This is a genomic window from Streptomyces sp. NPDC039462 (assembly GCF_055639375.1).
In genome coordinates this window covers 1408582-1429989 of the sequence record NZ_JBVKAO010000001.1, presented here as the reverse complement: position 1 = coordinate 1429989, position 21408 = coordinate 1408582, and the positions used below count along the sequence as shown (strand labels likewise).

Below are 21408 nucleotides of genomic sequence, written 5' to 3'. Positions count from 1 at the left end.
GCAGCTCCCCGCCCGTGATCGCCTGGTGTGCGGCCGGCACGCGGCTCACACCCCGAGTTCGTTGTCGATGAAGTCCAGTACTTGCTCGGCGGTGGCCGTCTCCAGCTGGTCCACGGCGCCGTCACCGTCGCTGTCGCCGTCACCCTCCACCGCGGCTCCTGCGGCCCCTGTGGCCGCCGTCGTCGCCGTGCAGCGGGCGAGCAGCGCCTCCAGGCGGGCCGCGACGGCCGCCCGGTCCAGGCCGTGCGGGACGGCGGCGGACAGGGTGTGCTCGACGCGGGCCACCTCCAGCAGGACCTGGGCGGTCATGTCACCGCCCGGACCGCCCGCCCCGTACGCGTCACTCACGCCCTCCGCACCGCTCACACCGCCCATGGCGCCCGCGCCTTCGGGGACGAGCCGTTCGGCCAGGTGGGCGGCGAGAACGCGAGCCTGCGGGTAGTCGAAGACGAGGGCGGCGGGCAGCTTCAGGCCGGTCGCGGCGGCGATCCGGTTGCGCAGTTCGACGGCGGTCAGCGAGTCGAAGCCGAGTTCCTTGAACGGCGCGTCCACCTGGACCGCGCCCGCGTCGGCGTGCCCGAGCACCCCTGCCGCGTGGGTGCACACCAGCTCGGTGAGGAGTTCGAGCCGCGCCTCCTCGGTGAGGCCGGCGAGCCTGCCGGACCAGTCCGCCGCCCCGTCAGCGGCCGCCGCCGCGGTGGGGCGGGCGGTGGCGGGCGCTCCGGCGGCCGCCAGAGTGCGCAGTACGGCGGGCACCGGAGCGTCGGACGCGGCGGGTACGCGGGCGTCCAGGTCCATGGCGAGCAGGTCGGGGCGCCCGTGGGCGCGTGCCGCTGCCAGCAGGGCGCAGCCGCGTGCCGCGCTGGTCGGCCTGATGCCGTACCGGTCGATGCGGGCCCGGTCGGCCGCCGACAACGTCCCGGTCAGGCCGCTGGTCGCCTCCCACAGCCCCCACGCCACGGACAGACCGGCGAGCCCCTCCGCACGTCGGAGAGCGGCCAGCGCGTCGCAATAGGCGTTGGCGGCGGAGTAGTTGGCCTGCCCGGGGGTGCCCATGGTGGAGGCGAAGGAGGAGAACATCACGAACAGTCCCAGCCTCGACTCCCTTGTGGCCTCGTGGAGTTGCTGCGCGGCGGCGGCCTTCGCCGCCCATACGCGGGTGAGGCTTTCGGTGGTCTGGGAGCCGATCAGGGCGTTGTCGAGTACTCCGGCGGCGTGCACGACGCCGGTCAGCGGATGGGCCGGATCGATCCCTTCGATCAGGGCGGCGACCGCGCCGGGCTCACTCACGTCGGCAGCGACGAAGGTGGCTTCGGCCCCGAACTCGGCTATACGAGAGGCAAGTTCCTCGGCGCCGTCGGCGGCCGGCCCGCTGCGGCTGACGATGAGCAGGTGCTTGCTCTCCCCGGTACGCGCCAGGTGTTCGGCCACGGCAGCGCCGATGGTGCCGGTGCCCCCGGTGACGAGGACGGTGCCGTCGGGGTCGAGCGGCGCGGGCACGTCGAGCACCAGCTTGCCGGTGTGCCTCGCCTGACTCATGTGGCGGAACGCCTCTCGCGCCCGCCCCAGCGGCCATGCGGTGACCGGCAGCGGCACCAGCGATCCGGCGGCGAAGAGCTCGCCGAGCCTGTCGAGCATCAGCCCGAGCCGCTCGGGCCCGGCGTCGGCGACGAGGTCGAAGGCGTCGTACGACACCCCGGGGTGCTCCAGCGCGACCAGCTCGGGGTCGCGCGGATCGCTCTTGCCCATCTCCACGAAGCGCCCACCGTCGCCGAGCAACCGCAGGGACGCGTCGAGCAGTTCACCGGTGAGGCTGTTGAGGACGACGTCCACGCCATGGCCGTCGGTGGCCTGCCGGAAGGCGTCCTCGAAGGCGAGGTCCCGGGAGGAGGCGCGGTGGGCGGCATCGATGCCCATCTCCTCCAGCACGGCGTGCTTGCCCGGACTCGCGGTCGCGAACACCTCGGCACCCACATGCCGGGCGATCTGCACCGCCGCCATCCCCACACCACCCGTCGCGGCATGGATCAGCACGCGCTCACCGGCCTTCAGGCCGGCCAGCTTCACCAACCCGTACCAAGCCGTCAGGAACGCGGCGGGGGCGGCGGCCGCCTGCCGGGTGTCCCAGCCGGCCGGGACCGGAGCCAGCATCCGCGCGTCGGCGACGGCCCACGGGCCGAAGGCGCCGTCCAGCATGCCCATCACGCGGTCGCCCACCGACAGGCGGGTGACGCCCGGGCCGACCTCCGTCACCACGCCGGCCGCCTCGGTGCCGGGCAGCGCGTCCGGGTCCGGGTACATGCCCAGGGCGATCAGGACGTCACGGAAATTGACCCCGGCCGTATGGACGGCGACGCGGACCTGGCCCGGCGCCAACGGGCGCAGCACGCTGTCGTCGCAGGCTTCCGCCACGACGGCCTCCAGCGTCCCGGAGTCTCCGCCCACCAGCCGCCATGCCCGCGCTCCGGCCGGCCCGGCCAGCTCGACGGGCGCGCCGGCCCGCGCCCACCTGGGCACGAGCAACCGCCCGCTGCGCAGGGCGACTTGGGGCTCGTCCGCCTCCACGGCAGACCGCACCGCGTCCACGAGGGGGGCGACGGACGCTTGGTCGAGGGGCGCGTCGGTGTCCAGTAGTACGAAGCGGCCGGGGTTTTCCGACTGCGCGCTGCGTACCAGGCCCCATACGGCCGCGACCGCCGGGTCGACTGTCTCTGACGGGGCAGCCGAGCCTCCCGTCGTGCTGCCTGTGTCCGCCGCGCCCCGGGTCACGAAGGCCAGGCGCGTCTGTTTCTGTTCCAGACTTGGTGCGGCCAGGAAGTCCTGGATGACGCGCAACACCCGTTCCGTCAGGGCGAGTCCGTCGCCGCCTGTGGTGTCGCTGTGCACGGGGGCGAGGATCACGGAGGGCGGGGAGGCGGTGTCGGCGAGCGCGTCGACGCCCGGGTAGCACGGGCAGCCCTCCAGGTCGATGCCTGGGCCCGGTTCCGCGACCAGTTCGCCGAGCACGGCGCATCCGGACAGGTCGTCGGCCACATCGCGACCGTTCGCGGGGACCGGTACGGGAAGCGGCTCGGGCAACGGTGTCCACCGCAGCTCGTAGAGCCCGTCCGCACCAAGGCCTGCCGAACCCCGCACCTGCCGGGCGCTCGTCGACCGCAACCGCAGCTCTGCCACGTCCACCACGGGGCCACCGGCGGGGTCGGTGACCGTCAGGGACACCGTCTCGTCGTCGCCCCCGCCCAGCCCGGCGAGCCGCACCCGCACCGTGGTGGCCTCACTGGCCCACAGCGAAACACCGCTCCAGCTGAACGGCAGCAGCACCTGCCCGCCGTGGGCCCCCGCCCCGGCCCCGGCCCGGCTCCGCTGCGCGAGCAGCGGGTGCAGGGCGGCATCCAGCAGCGCCGGGTGGATGCCGAAACCGGACGGCGAACCGGCCTCCTCCGGCAGCTCGACCTCCGCAAGGAGGTCATCACCGTGCCGCCACATCGCGCGCAGCCCACGGAACGCCGGACCGTACTCGTAACCGGCGGCCGCGACCCCCTCGTAGAAGCCGCCCACCTCCACCGGCTCGGCCCCCGCCGGAGGCCACTGCCCGGCCTGCCGCACCGGCCGCGCCACCGACGCGCGCCCGAGCTCACCGACGGCATGGCACTGCCACACCGCCGACGCGTCCTGCTCAGACCTCGAATACACATGTACGTCGCGACGGCCGCTCTGCTCATCGGCCGCACCCACGACCACCTGAACCTGCAACCCACCGGATGCGGGCAGTACCAACGGCGCCTGGAGAGTCAGTTCCTCAATCGTCGGGCATCCCGCCTCATCACCGGCGCGCAACACCCACTCCATCAACGCCGCACCCGGCACCAGAACCGTCCCCGCCACCACATGCCCGCCCAGCCAGCCACCGCGCTCGGCGGACACCCGGCCGTTCAGCACCACTCCCCCGTCGGCGAGGGCGACCGCGGTCGGCAACTGGGCATGCCCCGACCCGGCCGGGTCCCATCCGCTGTCCCGCTTCACTGTGTCGGCCAGCCAGTAGCGGCGACGCTGGAAGGCGTAGGTGGGGAGATCGATCGTGCGGGGGGCGGGGTCGGCCGGGAACCAGCGCCGCCAGTCGACGTCGGCGCCGGCGGTGAAGGCCTGGGCGGCGGCGCGAGTGAGCTGGGTGGTGTCGCCGTGGTCGCGGCGCAGGGTGGGGACGACCGTGGCGGGGATGTCCGCCTGCTCGATGGTCTCCTCCATGCCCAGGGCCAGCACCGGGTGCGCGCTGGCCTCGATGAACAGGCGATAACCGTCGGCCAGCAGCGCTTCGATGGTGTCGGCGAACCGGACCGGCTGGCGGAGGTTGGTCACCCAGTAATCCGTGTCCAGGGCCGTGGTGTCCGTCAGACGCTCGGCGGTGACCGTCGAATAGAAGGCCACGTCCGTGTTCGAGGGCCGGATGTCAGCCAGGCGCTCCGTCAGCAGATCGTGCAGCTCGTCGATCTGGGGGCCGTGCGAGGCATACCCGACGTCGATGACGCGAGCCCTGAGCCCCTGCGCCTCTGCATCGGCGACGACCGCTGCCACATGCTCCGGCGGCCCCGAAATCACCGTCGAAGACGGTCCGTTGATGGCCGCGACGACCACGCCCGGCCGGTCGCCGATCAGCTCAGTAGCCTGCTCGGCACCGGTGCCGAGCGAGGCCATGTCGCCGTGCCCTTGCAGCTGACGAAGCGCGTCACTGCGTACCGCTACGATGCGCGCCGCATCCTCCAAAGACAGCGCCCCCGCCACACACGCGGCAGCCATCTCACCCTGCGAATGCCCGATCACAGCGGCCGGAGTGACGCCATAGTCCGCCCAGACGGCAGCCAGGGAGACCATCACCGCCCACAACACGGGCTGTACGACTTCCACCCGGGACAGTTCACTCCCGTCCCCGCGCAACACCGCACTCAGCGACCAGTCCACATGCGCCGACAGCGCCCGCTCACACTCCGCGATCCGCGCCGCGAACACCGGCGACTCGTCCAGCAGTTGGGCACCCATGCCCACCCACTGCGACCCCTGCCCCGGAAACACCAACACCGGCCCAGGACCCACATCACCAGCAACCCCGGCCACCACACCCGCCGAAGCCTCACCCGCAGCCAACGCCCCCAGACCGGCCGTCAACGCATCCCGATCACGCCCCACGACCACAGCCCGGTGCTCGAACACCGACCGGGTCGTGGCCAAGGACCAGCCGACCTCGTTCGGCAGTGCGTCCGTGTCGCCCGCCACGAACTCGCCGAGTCGCCGGGCCTGTTCACGCAACGCCTCCGGCGTCCGCCCGGACACCACCCACGGAACGACCCCACCCGACTCCACAACCACGGGGGCGGGCACAACCTCCTCCGGCGGCGCCTCCTCCAGGATCAAGTGCGCATTCGTCCCGGAGATCCCGAACGCCGAGACGCCCGCGCGCCGGGGGTGGCCGGTCTCGGGCCACGGGGTGGGCTCCGTGACGACCTCGACCGCGCCCGCGTCCCAGTCGACGTGCGGGCTCAGTTCCTCGACGTGGAGAGTGGCGGGGAGCAGACCGTTGCGTATCGCCATGACGGTCTTGATGACACCGGCGACGCCCGCGGTGGCGTGGGTGTGGCCGATGTTGGACTTGAGGGAGCCGAGGAGGAGAGGCCGGGCGCGGTGTTGCCCGTAGGTGGCGAGCAGCGCTCCGGCCTCGATGGGGTCGCCCAGTTTGGTGCCGGTGCCGTGCGCCTCGACGGCGTCCACCTCGGACGGGGTGAGGCGGGCGTTGTCGAGGGCGGCGCGGATGACCTGTTCCTGCGCGGCGTCGTTGGGGGCGGTCAGGCCGTTGCTCGCGCCGTCCTGGTTGACGGCGGAGCCGCGGATCACCGCGAGCACCTTGTGGCCGTTGCGGCGCGCGTCGGACAGGCGCTCCAGGAGGAGCAGACCGATGCCCTCCGAGAAGCCGGTGCCGTCCGCCGCGGCGGCGAACGGCTTGCAGCGGCCGTCGGGAGCAAGGCCCCGCTGGCGGCAGAACTCGGTGAACATGAGCGGGCTGGACAGTACGAGCACGCCACCCGCGAGGGCGAGGTCGCACTCACGCTGGCGCAGCGCCTGGCTCGCCAGGTGGATGGCGACGAGCGAGGCGGAACAGGCCGTGTCGACGGTGACGGCCGGGCCTTCGAGGCCGTAGTTGTACGCGACACGGCCCGAGATGACGCTGGTGAGGCTGCCGGTGGTGGCATGCCCCTCGAACCCCTCGGGTATGCGGGGCAGTTGGGACATGTAGTCCTCGCTGGACACCCCGGCGTAGACGCCGGTACGGCTGCCCTTGAGGGAGACGGGGTCGATGCCGGCGCGCTCGAACAGCTCCCAGGACGTCTCCAGCATCAGCCGCTGCTGCGGGTCCATCGCCAGGGCTTCTCGCGGGCTGATGCCGAAGAAGTCGGCGTCGAAGGAGCCCGCGTCGTCCACGAACCCGCCGTGGCGGACATAGCTGGTGCCGTACGCGGCCGGGTCCGGGTCGTAGAGCGCCTCCAGGTCCCAGCCCCGGTCGGTGGGAAAGTCCTCGATGGCGTCCTTGCCCGCGGCGACCAGGTCCCAGAGGTCCTCCGGAGAGGCCACGCCGCCCGGGAAGCGGCAGGCCATCCCGACCAGGGCCACCGGTTCGTGCCTGCGGTCCTCCTCCTGCACCAGGCGCCGACGCGTGTCATGGAGCTCGGTGGTCACCCTGCGCAGATATTCGACCAGTTGCTCTTCACTCGCCATGTGCGGTCACCCGGCCTTCGGAGTGGGGGTCACGCGCGAGGTGCCGTGCCCGACACCAAGCTCGTTGTCGATGAAGTCGAAGATCTGGTCGGCGGACGCGGCCTTGAGGCGGTCGGCGGCGTCGCCATCGCCGTCGCTGCCGTCGCCGCTGTCGTTCGCCGTGGCGTTCGTGGTCTTCCAGCGCGTGAGGAGCGCTTCGAGCCGGGTGGTGATCTCGCCCGTCTCGGTGTGGGGCAGCTGGGCGGCGAGCACGGAGAGGGTGTTCTCCATGCGGGTCAGGTCGCTCAGCACGGTGTCTGCGGCGGGCGGTCCGGCGGCCGATCCGCCGGGGGCGCGCGCGGACGACGCCTGCCCCGCTGCAAGCGTCTGCCCTCCGGACCGCTGTGTGGCGGCCGTCTCGCTCGGGCTGGTCAGCCGCTCGCGGAGGTGTGCGGCGATCGCCGCGGGGGTCGGGTAGCGGAAGACGAGGGCGGTGGGCAGGCGCAGGCCGGTGTCCTCCACGAGCCGGTTGCGCAGTTCCACGGCGGTCAGCGAGTCAAGGCCGAGCTGCTTGAAGGTGGCGTCCCCGCGCAGCGCTTCCGGGTCGGTGCGGCCGAGGACCGCGGCGGCGTGGGTGCGTACGGCGTCGATGAGCAGACGGAGTTGTTCGGGGGCGGACAGGGCGGCCAGTCGGGCCGGCCAGTCCGTGGGGGGCTTGCGGTCGGCGGCGGTGCGCCGGGTCGGTGCTCCGGCCGCGGCTGCGGCCACGGCCAGCGCGCGCAGCGGCGCGGGCAGGCCGGCGACGCCCTCGGCGGCGGACTCGGCGGCCAGGGCACGCGCGGCCAGGCGGGCCCCGAGCAGGGGCGAACCGCCCCCGTGAGCGCGAGCGGCGTCGAGCAGCGCGGGGATCCGACCGGGCGCCGCCCCCTTGATGCCGGGCCTCGGCGCGGTGGGCGGCCCGTAGGCGAGGGCCACGCCCGTCGTGCGCGACGACGACAGGGCTGTCGTGCGCGGCGAGGCTGACGTGCGGGGCGGGGCTGTCGTGTCCGTCGTGACGGTCGTGTGCCGGCGCAGGGCGAGTGCCGCGCTGAAGGCGTCGGCGCCCGCGGCGGCCGCCGACCGCGCGATGCCCAGGTCCGCGCCCGCCGGGGACAGGACGGCGAACAGGTCCAGGGGAAGGTGGGCGGTCGCGGTGTGCAGGGCGGCGGTGACGCCTGCCCTCGACGACCATGCCTCGGCGAACGAATCGCTCGCCGAGTCGATCATCAAGTCGCCCGCCGAGTCGCCGGAATCGTACGCGTCCACGACTCCGGTGGCGTGGATGACCCCCGTAAGAGGATGGTCCCCGTCGACGGCGGCGACCACTTCGGCGAGGGCGGTCGGGTCCGCCGGGTCGGCGGTACTCAGGTCCACGGTGGCGCCGAGCCTGCGCAACCCCTCTGCAATTTCCTCCAGTTCACCGTCTCCAGGCAGGAGCAGCAGATGCCTGCACTGCCCGGTGCGTACGAGGTGTTCGGCGAGGTCGGCCACCGGGGCACCGGCCGACCCCGTGATGAGTACGGTGCCGTCCGGGTCGAGCGGACGCGCCGCGTCGGTGACGGCCACATCCCGGGGCACGGTGAGGCGGGGCGCCAGGACGCGCCCCGCGCGCAGGGCGAGTTGCGGTTCATCGGCGCCGAGAGCCGTGGCCACGGCCTGTTCCAAGAGCGCGTCATCCACTCCGGCACCGACCCCGAGCCCGGCCCCGGCCTCCGTGTCGACGAGGAGCATGCGGCCGGGGTGCCTGACCTGCGCCTGCTCGACCAGTCCTCGTACTGCCGCGGCTGCCGGGGCGGGAAGGGAACCGTCACCCGTGGCGACCGCGCCGGACGTGATCACCACCAGCCGGGCGTCGGCGAACCGCGCGTCGGCGAGCCACTGATCGAGGAGCGCGCCGGTCCACCGCACCGCGCTCAGCGCATCGGCGGCTCCGTCGCCCGCTCCACCAGGGACGGCAGCCGCGGTGGCGAGAACGACAGACGGCACCGAAGCCCCACCCTCGACGGCCGCGCCCAGAGCATCCAGGTCCTCGTACCAGCGCTCCACGCGCCCCACGCACTCCCTACGCTCCCCGCACTCCCCCAGACCGGCCCAGCCCGAGAAGTCAGCACCCTCACCCACCGACCCCGGGCCCAGCACCGGCACCCACTCCACCGCGTACAGATCGGACACCCGCTCCCCCGCGGCCCACAGCTCGCGGCGGCCCGCCGCCACCGCGACCAGGGCCTCGCAGGTCAGCACCTCCGCGCCGGTCGGGTCGCTCACGCCGACCCGCCAGGCCCGCCCGTCCGCCGACGCGTCGGGGTCGTCGTCCAGCGGGGTGAGACGGACGCGTACAGACGTGGCACCGGTGGCCCACAGGGTCACTCCGGTCAGCGTGAACGGCAGCCACACCTTGTCCTCCTCGGCCGGCCGCTCGCCGAGGAGTGCGGGGTGCAGTGCGGCGTCGAGGAGCGCCGGGTGCATGCCGAACCCGGCGGTTTCCGGGGCTTCTTGCGGCAGCACCGCCTCGGCGAACAGCTCGCCGTCCCGCCGCCACAGGGCGCGCAGCCCCGTGAAGACCGGTCCATAGCCGACTCCGGTGGCGGCGGCCCGTTCGTAGAAGTCGCCCAGGTCGACGGGTTCGGCGCCGGGCGGCGGCCACACCGTGTCCGGGGCGTCCTCCGCGGCCGTGCCGGTGGGCTCGGCGCCCAGTCGGCCGTCGGCATGGCAGGTCCACGGCGCGTCGGTGCCGTCGGGGGCGCCCTCGCCCTCAGAGGCACCCTCGCCCTCGGCGGTGCCCTCTCCCTCAGAGGTGTCCTTGCCGTCGGGGCGGGCGTAGACGTGGAAGTCGCGGTGCCCGTCCCGCGCGTCGGCCGGGCCGACCACGATCTGCACCTGCACGCCCGCGGTCTCGGGCAGCACCAGCGGGGTGCGCAGCGTGAGGTCGTCGACACGCGGGCAGCCGGCCTCGTCGGCGGCGCGCAGCGCCCATTCCGCGAGGACGGAGGCGGGCACGACCGCGGCGCCGAAGAGGGTGTGCTGGGCGAGCCAGGGGTGGCTGTGCCTGCTGATCCGGCCGGTGAGCAGGCGGATGTCGCCGTCCGCGATCTCGGTGGCCGCCCCGAGGAGCGGGTGCCCCGCAGCGGCGAGGCCCAGGCCTGCCGCGTCCTGGGTGCCGGTGGGGGCCTCCAGCCAGTAGCGGCGACGCTGGAAGGCGTACGTCGGCAGCTCCACGGTGGATGTACCGGCGGCCGGGAACCAGTTCTCCCACCTCACCGCGCATCCGGCGCCGAAGGCCTGTGCCAGCGAGCGGGCCAGGCGTGCCCGGCCGCCGTCCTCGCGCCGCAGTGTGGGGACGGTGACGGCGTCGACCCCGGCCTCCTCGAAGGTCTCCTGGAGGCCGAGGGTGAGGACGGGGTGGCTGCTGGCCTCGATGAAGACCCGGTGGCCGTCGGCGAGGAGCGTGGTGACGGCGTCGGCGAACCGGACCGGGCGGCGCAGGTTCGTGACCCAGTAGTCGGTGTCGAGGCCCGCCGTGTCGATGCGGGTTCCGGTCACTGCCGAGTAGAACGCCACCGGGGCTGTGGTGGGGCGGACGCCGGCCAGGGTGTGGGTGAGTTCGTCGGTGATGGCGTCGACCTGGGGGCTGTGCGAGGCGTAGTCCACGTCGATGACGCGGCCGCGCAGCTCGCGCGCCTCGGCATCGGCGACGACGGCGGCGACTTGCTCGGGCGGGCCTGAAATGACGGTCGACGAGGGGCCGTTGACGGCGGCGATGCCCACTCCGGGGTGGCCCTCGACGAGTTCGGCTGCCTGTTCCTGGCCCACCCCGAGGGAGGCCATGGCGCCTCCGCCCGAGAGCTGACGCAGCGCCCGGCTGCGCAGGGCCACGATCTTGGCGCCGTCCTCCAGGGTGAGCGCGCCGGCGACGACCGCCGCGGCGATCTCTCCCTGGGAGTGCCCGACGACGGCGGCCGGGGTGACGCCGTGGTCCGCCCAGACGGCGGCGAGCGAGACCATCACCGCCCACAGCACGGGCTGCACGACGTCGACGCGCGACAGTTCGCGCCCGTCCCCGCGCAGGACCTCTGTCAGTGACCAGTCGACGTACGGGGACAGCGCCTGCTCGCACGCGTCGATCCGCGCCGCGAACACAGCCGATTCGGCGAGGAGTTGGGCTCCCATGCCCACCCACTGCGAGCCCTGCCCGGGAAACACCAGCACCGGGCCGGGGCCGACATCGCCCGCGACCCCGCACACGACGTCCGGCGACGCCTCACCCGCCGCAAGGGCCTCGAGGCCGCCGATCAGCGTGTCCCGGTCGCGGCCCACGACCACGGCCCGGTGCTCGAACACCGCCCGCGTGGTGACCAGCGACCGGCCCACCCCGGACACAGAGACATCGGCCGAGCCGCCGGTCACCAACTCACCCAACCGGCGGGCCTGTTCGCGCAGCGCCGCTGCGGTCCGTCCGGAGACCACCCACGGCAGCACAGCACCGTCCACCGGCCCGGCGTCGTCGGCTCCCGCAACGTACTCGTCCTGTCCCGCCTCTTCGAGCACCAGGTGCGCGTTCGTGCCGGAGATGCCGAAGGACGACACCGCGGCGCGGCGCGGACGTTCGCCGCGCGGCCAGACGACCGGCTCGGTGAGCAGTCGCACCGCGCCGGTGGACCAGTCCACGTGGCCGCTCGGCTCGTCGACGTGCAGGGTGGCGGGGAGCAGGTCGTGGCGCATCGCCATCACCATCTTGATGACGCCCGCGACACCCGCGGCGGCCTGCGTGTGACCGATGTTCGACTTCACCGACCCGAGCCACAACGGCCGCTCCGCCGAACGCCCTTGGCCGTACGTGGCGAGCAGGGCCTGCGCCTCGATCGGGTCGCCGAGCGTGGTGCCGGTGCCGTGCGCCTCCACCACGTCGACCTCGTCCGCGGCGAGCCGGGCGGCCGCGAGCGCGGCACGGATGACGCGTTGCTGCGAGGGGCCGTTGGGCGCGGTCAGGCCGTTGCTCGCGCCGTCCTGGTTGATCGCCGAACCTCGGATCACCGCGAGGACGTCGTGTCCCTTGCGCCGGGCCTCGGAGAGCCGTTCGAGGAGGACCAGGCCCACGCCCTCGGCCCAGCCCGTGCCGTCGGCGCCCGCCGCGAACGGCTTGCAGCGGCCGTCGGGGGCGAGGCCCCGCTGCCGCGAGAACTCGGTGAACATGCCCGGTGTGGCCAGGACGGTGGCGCCGCCGGCGAGGGCCAGGTCGCACTCGCCGCGCCGCAGCGCCTGCGCCGCGAGGTGGAGCGTGACCAGCGACGACGAGCAGGCCGTGTCCACCGTCAGGGCGGGCCCCTCAAGGCCGAAGCTGAACGACAGGCGGCCCGAGGCCACGCTCGGCGTGCTGCCGGTCAGCAGATAGCCGTCGGTGGCCTGGGACGGCTCGTGCAGGCGGGGGCCGTAGTCCTGCCCCGTCATGCCGACGAACACGCCGGTGGGGCTGCCCTTGAGCGCCCGCGGGTCCAGGCCCGCCCGTTCGAAGGCCTCCCAGGCGCATTCGAGGAGCAGCCGCTGCTGCGGGTCGACGGCCAGGGCCTCGCGCGGGCTGATGTCGAAGAACTCGGCGTCGAAGTCGGCGGCGTCGTAGAGGAATCCGCCCTGCCGCGTGCAGCTGGTGCCCGACCGGTCGGTGTCGGGGTGGAACAGCCGCGCCAGGTCCCAGCCGCGGTCGGTGGGGAAGTCGCCGATCGCGTCGGCGCCGTCCGCGACCAGCCGCCACAGGTCCTCGGGCGAGCCTGCGCCGCCGGGGTAGCGGCAGCTCATGGCCACGATGGCGACCGGGTCCTCGTCCGTGCCGAGGGCGCCCGCGCCGAGGGCGCCCGTGGCGGGCGCGGAGCCGGCCGGGGCGTGCGTACCGGTGAGCTCCGCGCGCAGGTGCGCGGCGACGGCCAGAGGGGTCGGGTGGTCGAAGGTGAGGGTGGCGGGCAATGGCAGGCCCGTCTCCGTGCCGAGCCGTTCGCTCAGCTCGGCGGCGGCCATCGAGTCGAAGCCCAACTGCTTGAAGGTGCGCGCTGCTTGGACCGTGCCCGAGGCGTCCCCGAGCACGACGGCCACGTGCTTGGTGACCAAGCCGAGAAGGACCCGTTCCTGGTCGTTCACGGAGAGCCCGGCAAGCCGCCCCTCGGGCCCGCCCCACGCGCGCACCCCCTCCTCCCGCTCATGCCCTGCCTGCTCCGAGGGCTCCGAGGGCTCCGAGGATTCCGGAAGTTCCGGGGTCTCCGGCTGCTGCCCCACCCCGGCGGCGGCAGGCCAGTGGCGCTCGCGCTGGAAGGGATACGTGGGGAGAGGGAGGCGGCGCGTGGTGGTGGGAGCGCCGTAAGCCGGGGTGAAGTCGACGTCTGCGCCACGGACGTACGCCTGAGCCAGCGACGTCAGGAACGTGGCCACCTCGTCGCGCCCGCGGCGGCATGTGGCGATGGCGGCGGGGCGCGGACGGCTCCGGTCCGCGGGGGCGGGGAAGCAGTCGCGGGCCATCGCGGACAGCGGTGCGTCCGGGCCGAGTTCGACGAACGTGGTCACCCCGCGCTCGCACAACCCCCGCACCCCGGACAGGAACCGCACGGGCTCGCGCGCATGCCGCGCCCAGTACTCGGGATCGGCCTGCCCGGCGCCGCTCCCGGTCGCGGTCGCGGTCACCAGTTCACCGGTGACGTTGGAGACGACGGGAATGGCCGGCTCGTGGAAGGTCAGGCCGGCGGCGACCGCGCGCAGCTCGTCGAGGATGGAGTCCATGTGCGGGGAGTGGAAGGCGTGGCTGACCTTTAGGCGGTGGGCCTTGCGGCCGCGTCCCCGCCAGGCTGCGGTCAGTTCGTCGACGGTGGCGCGGTCGCCGGAGACGACCACGGAGTCGGGGCCGTTGACGGCGGCCACGGTGACGTGCCGCTCGTGCCCGGCGAGCTGTTCGGCCGCCTCGTCCGCCGTGGCCTGCCACGCGGCCATCGCGCCGGGCGCCCGAACCGCCTGCATGAGCCGTCCCCGCGCGGCCACCAGAGCGCTCGCGTCCGGCAGCGAGAGGACGCCGGCGACGTGCGCGGCGGCGATCTCGCCGACCGAATGGCCGAGGACGTAGTCCGGCTTCAGTCCGAAGGAGGCCGCCAGCCGGTACAGGCTCGTCTCGATCGCGAAGAGCGCTGGCTGGGTGTAGGCGGTCTGGTCGAGGAGTGCCTGATGGTCGGCACCCTCACCGAGGACGTTCTCACCCGGGACGGTCTCGCCCAGGACGATCTCGCGCAGTGGGCGGTCCAGATGCACGTCCAAGGCGGCGAACGCCTCGTCGAGAGCGTCGGCGAAGACGGGGAACGCGGCATACAACTCCCGCCCCATGCCGTGGCGTTGCGCTCCCTGCCCACTGAAGAGGAAGGCCGTCCTGCCCTCGGTGTACGCCTCGCCGCGCACGACGGACGCGGTCTCCGCGCCCTCGGCCAGCGCGTCCAGGGAGCCCAGCAGTTCGGCGGTGTCGCCGCCGAGCAGGACCGCACGGTGGGCGAGGGGCGCACGGGTGGTGGCCAGCGCGTGGCCGACCCGCGCCGCGTCGGGAGCGGGACGGTGGGCGGCGAGGTGCGTCCGCAGGCGACCGGCCTGCGCGCGCAGCGCGGAAGCGCTGTGAGCGCTCACGGGCCATGGCGTCGGCACCACCACCCGCTCAGGGACCTCCACCCGCTCAGGAACCCCCACCGGCTCAGGGACCTCCACCCGCTCAGGAACCCCCACCGGCTCAGGCACCGCCACCGAATCGGGCGCCGCCGCCACGACAAGGTGACCGTTCGTGCCGCCCATGCCGAAGGACGACACCCCGGCGATCAGGGGCTGTTCGGGTCGCGGCCAGTCGGACAGGTCCTGCTGGACGGTCAGGCCGAGGTCGGCGAGCGGGATGGCCGGATTGGGGGTGGTGAAGTTCAGGCTCGGCGCCAGCCGCCGGTGGTGGATGCTCAGGGCGGTCTTGAGCAGTCCGACGATCCCGGCGGCGGCTTCGAGGTGGCCGACGTTCGTCTTGGCGGAGCCGACGGCCAGCGGCACGGCGCGCGCGGCGTCCTGCCCGAGGACGGCGCCGAGCGCGGCGGCCTCGATCGGGTCCCCGACGGGCGTGCCGGTGCCGTGCAGTTCGACGTACTGCACCTGGTCCGGCGTGATCCGGGCCCGTCGGCAGGCGAGGCGCACCACGTCCTGCTGCGCCTGACCGCTGGGCAGGGTGATTCCGTCGGTCGTACCGTCGCTGTTGACGGCGCTCCCCCGGATCACGCAGTACACCGTGTCGCCGTCGCGCCGTGCCGCCGCGAGGGGCTTGAGCACCACGAGGCCGCCGCCCTCGCCGCGTACGAAACCGTCGGCGCGGGCGTCGAAGGTGTGGCAGCGGCCCGTGGCCGAGAGACCGCCGAAGCGGGCCGCGGCCAGCTCGGTGGTGCGCGGCGAGCAGATGAGGTTGACGCCGCCCGCGAAGGCGATGTCGGAGTCGCCGCTGCGGATGCTCTCGCAGGCCAGGTGGACGGCGACGAGTGAGGAGGACTGCGCGGTGTCGACGGTGAGGCTCGGACCGGCCAGGTGGTACGCGTACGAGATGCGGTTGGCCAGAATGCTGCGGTGCACGCCGGTCATGGTGTGGCGGGTGACGGCGCCCGGCGCCCGCAGGTTCAGGACGTCGGTGTAGTCGTCCCAGAACGCGCCGACGAAGACGCCGGTGCGGCTGCGCGCCAGGGTGGGCGGCCGGATGCCCGCGTCTTCGAGGGCCTCCCAGCTCAGCTCGAGGAGCAGCCGCTGCTGGGGGTCCATCGCCACGGCCTCGCGCGGGCTGATGTGGAAGAAGTCCGCGTCGAAGCCGTCGATCCGGTCCAGGTAGCCGCCCGGCCCGTGGAGGCCGGAGTCGGCTCGCCGCCGCTCGGGCGGTGCGGTGCTCACCGCGCTGCGCCCCTCGCTCAGCAGCCGCCAGAACGCGTCGGGGTCAGGTGCTCCGGGCAGGCGGCAGGCCATCCCGACGACGGCGATCGGGTCGGGTCCTGCGCTCGGTCCCGAGGGGGACGCTGACGCGGATGCGGCCATCACGTCAGCTGCGGTCGGGCGCTGAACAACTGGCTGCCACAAAACATCAACGGCGCTCCCGGTCCGAAATCGGAGATCGCTTCGAGTACCGGGCTCATCGTGGGCGGGCTGTCTAAAGGCGAACCAAACCCCGGCTAGCCGCCTGCGGCTTTAGCCGGGCGCTATGGGCCGCGGCCAGCATCGGGGCTTGGCAAGCATCGGGACTTGGCAAGCATCGGGGCTTTCGGGGCGGGGGCAGGACAGCGCCCGCGGAGCGACGCGAGGAGAGGGAGAGCGATGGACAGGGGCACGGCGGCGCGGGCACCACAGATCGGTGACGAGTTCGGTGCAGCCACCGGAAACGGGGTGTGGTTGCGGCGGTACCACGCTGCGGCCGAGGCGCCGGTGCGGCTGGTCTGCTTTCCGTTCGCGGGCGGTTCGGCGAGTTACTACTTCGGGCTCTCCGGGCTGCTCGCGCCCGGCGTCGAGGTGCTCGCCGTGCAGTATCCGGGGCGGCAGGACCGTCATGCGGAGCCGTGTCTGGCGTCGGTGGCCGAGCTCGCCGACGGCGTCGTGCCCCACCTGCCGTGCGACGGGAAGCCGTTCGCGCTGTTCGGGCACAGCCTGGGCGCCATCGTGGCGTTCGAGGTGGCACGGCGGCTGCGGGGACCGGCCGGGCCCGGCCTTCCCGTGCACCTGTTCGTTTCCGGGGGGCTCGCGCGGCCCTACCGTCCCGCGGGCCGTTCGGGGGCGTTCGGGGACGCGGACATCCTGGCCCATCTGCGGGCGATGGGCGGCACCGACGAGCGGTTCTTCCGCAGTCCCGAGCTGCAGGAGCTCGTCCTGCCCGCGCTGCGGGCCGACTACCGGGCCGTGGCCACCTACGAGGCGCCGGGACCCGGCCGGCTCGACTGCCCGATCACGGCGCTGATCGGGGACGCCGACGAGCGGACGTCGCCGGAGCAGGCCGCAACGTGGCGGGAGCGGACCGGCGCGGCATTCGATCTGCGGGTGCTGCCCGGCGGGCACTTCTACCTCGACGACTGTCAGGAACAGGTGGCGGCCGTCGTGACCGAGGCGCTGGCGGCGGGGCCGGGCGTCTGACGGGAGCCGCCGGGAGGGGGCCGGACAGACCCCTGGCGTGCTCCGTCGAGGGAAGCCGGAGCACGCCAGGTTGGACCGGACGCGGCAGCCGGGGGAACAGTGGCCGCGTGCGGTCGTCTCTTTTTTTCTTGACCCCGCGCCCCGCGGGGGAATCCGGGGCGCGGGGGTCGTACGCGACGGCCGATGGCGCCTCGTACGACGTCTGGCCGGGGCGGGCTCTGTGGTGTGCGCCCGCCCCTTCGGTCAGGGCCGCAGGTCTTCCAGGTAGTGGAGTGCCTCGTCCAGTGTGGTCGCGAAGTCCATGTCCGGATCGTTGGCCCAGTCCATCGAGACCTGGAGCATCACTCCGAACACGGCTCCGGTGTAGGCGCGGACCGCGGGGTCCCGCGGGTCGCGCCCGGCCCGTTTGGCCACCTGCTCGCTCATGATCTGCATGGTCTGGCCGATGTTGCCGAGGCTGGCGCCCCAGAGCTCCGGCTCGGAGAGAATCAGGACGAACCGCTCGCGCTGCAGGGCCAGTTCCTGCTCGCTGATGTCCTGCAACATCGAGCGGATGGCCTGCCGCTCGGCCTGGATCGGCGTCAGGTCGGGCGACTGGGCCTGGACCATCATCGCGAAGGGCAGATCGTAGTCGTGCGAGAAGACCAGGTCCTGCTTGGTCGCGAAGTAGCGGAAGACGGTGCTGGGAGCGACCTCGGCGGCTTCGGCGATCTGCTCGATGGTCGTGGCGGTGTAGCCCTGTTCCCTGAACAAGCGCACCGCCTCCCGCTGAATCGCGGCCTTCGTCCGGGCCTTCTTGCGTTCTCTCAGACCAGGCACTGTTTTGCCCTGGTCAGACTGCGTCTGCGGCTTCATGCTCAGATTCTGCTGTCTTGGCGGTGCTCTGACCAACATGGCGGGGCAGCCACACCACCGCCAGCACCACACCCAGCAGTCCGAGGCCGCCGGAGACCACGAGCACCACGTCCAGGGCGTGGACGTACGCGGAACGCACCGAGTCGGCCAGTCCGTTGGACTTGATCGCCCGGGCCACCGCGAGGCCGCCGAAGACGGAGTCCTTGACCGCGCCGTGCGCCTGCTCGGGCACGCCGTCGAGGTCGAGCTTGCCGCGGTAGCCGGAGTTGAGGATCGAGCCGAGGATGGCCGCGCCGAAGCTGCCGCCGAGGGTACGGATGGACTGGTTGACGCCGGATCCGACGCCGGCGGAGTCCTCGGAGAGCGCGCCGAGGGCGGCGTCCATGGCGGTGGGCAGGGCGATGCCGAGGCCGAGTCCGTAGGCCGCGGTCCAGGCGGCCGCCAGGCCGGTGCCGCTGCTGACGTCCGTGGTGGCGCCGTAGAACAGGGCGGCGGCGAGGAGGGCGAAGCCGATGCCGACCGCGGTCTTCGGGCCGAGGGCCTTGGCGACCTTGTTGGCGACCGTCACACCCACGAGCAGACCGCCGACCATCGGGAGCAGCCGGAAGCCGCTGCCCATCGCGTCGGTGCCGAGGACCGCCTGGTAGTACTGCGGCATCGTGAAGAGCACGCCGAACATCGTGAAGTTGATGACGGTGCCGAGCATGGTGCCGGAGGTGAACCGGGCCGAGCGGAACAGCGAGAGGTCGACCAGTGGGTCCGCCACCCGCTTCTCCCACATCACGAACAGCACGAGGGCGAGCAGACCGCCGATGCACGGCACCAGCGTGGTGACGTCCGTCCAGCCCTTCTCACCGCCCTGGATCACGCCGTAGGTCAGCGCGGCGAGACCGACGCTGGAGAACACCAGGCCGCCGATGTCGAACGGCTTGGCCTCCTTGGCCTTGGACTCGGGCAGCCAGGCGGAGACCGCGAGGAAGGCGAGGATCACCACCGGCACGTTGATCAGGAAGACGGAGCCCCACCAGAAGTGGTTGAGCAGGTAGCCGCCGAGGATCGGGCCGAGCGGATAGGCGAGCATCGCCGCACCGGCCACCGCTCCGATGGCCTTCGGCCGCTCCTCGTCGGAGAACATGACCGGCAGCAGCGACAGCGTCGTCGGCATGATCAGAGCGGCGCCCAGACCGAGCACCGCACGCGCGCCGATGAAGGTGCCGGAGGACGTCGCGTAGGCACAGGCCAGCGAGGCGATGCCGAAGATCACCAGGGCGGTGAGCAGGACCTTCTTGCGTCCGAACCGGTCACCGAGCATGCCGGCCGGGATCATGCCGGCCGCGAACACCAGCGTGTACGACGTCACGAACCACTGCAGCTCGACGTTGTTCGCGCCGAGATCGTCGGCCATGGCAGGCAACGCCAGGCTCAGGATCGTCACATCGAAGCCCACGACCATCGAGGCGAGCACGAGAGCACCGACGGCCCACCACCGCCGCGCACCCAGATCAGCAGACATGGGAGTCGACCTCCTAAAGAGAGCTCAATATCTAGTGGGAGCGTACTCTCATTTTTTTCGGAGGGGTACCACCCGTTCCGTATGGAACGCGTCAAGAGCAGCTCTCTAGGGGCGGTCGAGGCGGGCCCATAGGGGCTTTTGAGGGGCGGGGGTGGGGTTGTGGCGCCCGCCGCCGCACAGTGACGCTGAAGCCGTGACGAAGAACGCGACGACCAAGAAGCCCCCGACGGTGAACAAGACCGTCGCCCCCGAGCCCAGCGACATCGGCCACTACTACGACCACAAGGTCTTCGACCTGATGACTCAGCTCGGAGACGGCAATCTGCACTACGGCTACTGGTTCGACGGCGGCGAGCAGCAGGCCACGTTCGACGAGGCCATGGTCCAGATGACCGAAGAGATGATCCGCCGCCTCGACCCGGCCCCCGGCGACCGCGTCCTCGACATCGGCTGCGGCAACGGCACCCCGGCCATGCAGCTGGCCCGCGCCCGCGACGTCGAGGTGGTCGGCATCTCCGTCAGCGCCCGCCAGGTGGAGCGCGGCAACCGCCGGGCGCGCGAGGCCGGCCTCGCCGACCGGGTCCGCTTCGAGCAGGTCGACGCCATGAACCTGCCGTTCGACGACGGCTCCTTCGACCACTGCTGGGCCCTGGAGTCCATGCTGCACATGCCGGACAAGCAGCAGGTGCTCACCGAGGCCCACCGCGTCGTGAAGCCCGGCGCGCGGATGCCGATCGCCGACATGGTCTACCTCAACCCCGACCCCAGCCGGCCCCGGACCGCCACCGTCAGCGACACCACGATCTACGCCGCGCTCACCGACATCGGGGACTACCCCGACATCTTCCGCGCCGCCGGCTGGACCGTCCTCGAACTGACCGACATCACCCGCGAGACCGCCAAGACCTACGACGGTTACGTCGAGTGGATCCGCGCCCACCGGGACGAGTACGTCGACATCATCGGCGTAGAGGGATACGAGCTGTTCCTGCACAACCAGGCGGCCCTCGGCAAGATGCCCGAGCTCGGATACATCTTCGCGACCGCGCAGCGCCCCTGAGCGTGCCGCCTCCGCTTTCCTCCCCCAGCACAAGGGATCACAAGGGCCCGCCTGTGAAGAACCTCCGCATCCCCGTGTCGCAGACCGTCTCCCTCAATGTCAGGTACCGGCCCGCGGACGGGCCGGGAGCCCCGGGCCGTCCGTTCCTGCTGCTGCACGGCATGCTGTCGAACGCCCGGATGTGGGACGAGGTCGCCGCCCGTCTCGCCGCCGCAGGACACCCGGCCTACGCCGTCGACCACCGCGGCCACGGCGAGTCGGACACCCCGCCCGACGGGTACGACAATGCGACGGTCGTCACCGACCTGGTGGCGGCCGTCACCGCCCTCGACCTGTCCGGCGCACTGGTGGCCGGGCACTCCTGGGGCGCGCACCTCGCGCTGCGCCTGGCGGCCGAGCACCCGGACCTGGTGGCCGGTCTCGCCCTGATCGACGGCGGCTGGTACGAGTTCGACGGACCGGTGATGCGTGCCTTCTGGGAGCGCACCGCCGACGTGGTCCGGCGCGCCCAGCAGGGCACCACCAGCGCCGCCGACATGCGCGCCTACCTGCGGGCCACCCATCCCGACTGGTCGCCCACCTCCATCGAGGCACGCCTGGCGGACTACCGCGTCGGGCCGGACGGCCTGCTCATCCCCCGCCTGACCTCGACACAGGTCATGTCGATCGTCGCCGGCCTGCAACGGGAGGCACCGGCCGACTGGTACCCCAAGATCACCGTGCCGGTGCGGCTGCTGCCCCTCATCCCCGCCATCCCCCAACTGTCCGACCAGGTACGGGCCTGGGTGGCCGCCGCCGAGGCGGCCCTGGAGCAGGTGAGCGTGCGCTGGTACCCGGGCTCCGACCACGATCTGCACGCCGGCGCACCCGACGAGATCGCCGCCGACCTCCTGCTGCTGGCCCGCTCGTGCGAGGCGATGCCCGGCGGCAAGGCGGGAGTTAGACCCGCTTAAGCAGCCGCGGCGACCCTGGCACCCACAGCGCGCGGCTCCTGCCTGCCCACCTTGCCCGACCTCGTCCCACCTGAGGCTTCACGCGCGAGAACAGGAAGGCTGAC

The 21408-nt window shown here is 72.8% G+C and carries 7 protein-coding genes; 3 read left to right on the top strand and 4 right to left on the bottom strand.

The features are described 5' to 3' along the window. Positions 1–45 precede the first annotated feature (45 nt). Complete coding sequence (locus tag ACZ7LU_RS06090) at positions 46–6762, bottom strand: SDR family NAD(P)-dependent oxidoreductase (protein ID WP_471915837.1); 6717 nt, start codon at positions 6760–6762, stop codon at positions 46–48. Between the two features lie 6 nt (positions 6763–6768). Beyond that, positions 6769–15840: a type I polyketide synthase gene (locus ACZ7LU_RS06085; protein WP_471916488.1), complete on the bottom strand. Its 9072-nt coding sequence runs from the start codon at positions 15838–15840 to the stop codon at positions 6769–6771. 276 nt (positions 15841–16116) lie between these two features. Between ACZ7LU_RS06085 and ACZ7LU_RS06080 the strand changes: the two genes are divergently transcribed. Continuing rightward, positions 16117–16923 (top strand): thioesterase II family protein, encoded by an 807-nt coding sequence (locus ACZ7LU_RS06080; RefSeq protein WP_468085843.1) that lies wholly within the window; start codon positions 16117–16119, stop codon positions 16921–16923. A 243-nt stretch (positions 16924–17166) separates the two neighbouring features. Here ACZ7LU_RS06080 and ACZ7LU_RS06075 read toward each other — a convergent pair whose 3' ends face one another. After that, a complete protein-coding gene (locus ACZ7LU_RS06075; protein ID WP_398299967.1) occupies positions 17167–17682 on the bottom strand; it encodes an acyl-CoA-like ligand-binding transcription factor in 516 nt (171 codons plus the stop codon). Positions 17683–17755: 73 nt separating this feature from the next. Then, positions 17756–19291 (bottom strand): DHA2 family efflux MFS transporter permease subunit, encoded by a 1536-nt coding sequence (locus ACZ7LU_RS06070; RefSeq protein ID WP_398299098.1) that lies wholly within the window; start codon positions 19289–19291, stop codon positions 17756–17758. A 193-nt stretch (positions 19292–19484) separates the two neighbouring features. Between ACZ7LU_RS06070 and ACZ7LU_RS06065 the strand changes: the two genes are divergently transcribed. Next, on the top strand, positions 19485–20351 hold the full coding sequence (locus ACZ7LU_RS06065) for an SAM-dependent methyltransferase (RefSeq protein WP_471915836.1): 867 nt from the start codon (positions 19485–19487) through the stop codon (positions 20349–20351). A 53-nt stretch (positions 20352–20404) separates the two neighbouring features. Continuing rightward, positions 20405–21304: an alpha/beta fold hydrolase gene (locus ACZ7LU_RS06060; RefSeq protein WP_468557963.1), complete on the top strand. Its 900-nt coding sequence runs from the start codon at positions 20405–20407 to the stop codon at positions 21302–21304. Positions 21305–21408: the final 104 nt, after the last annotated feature.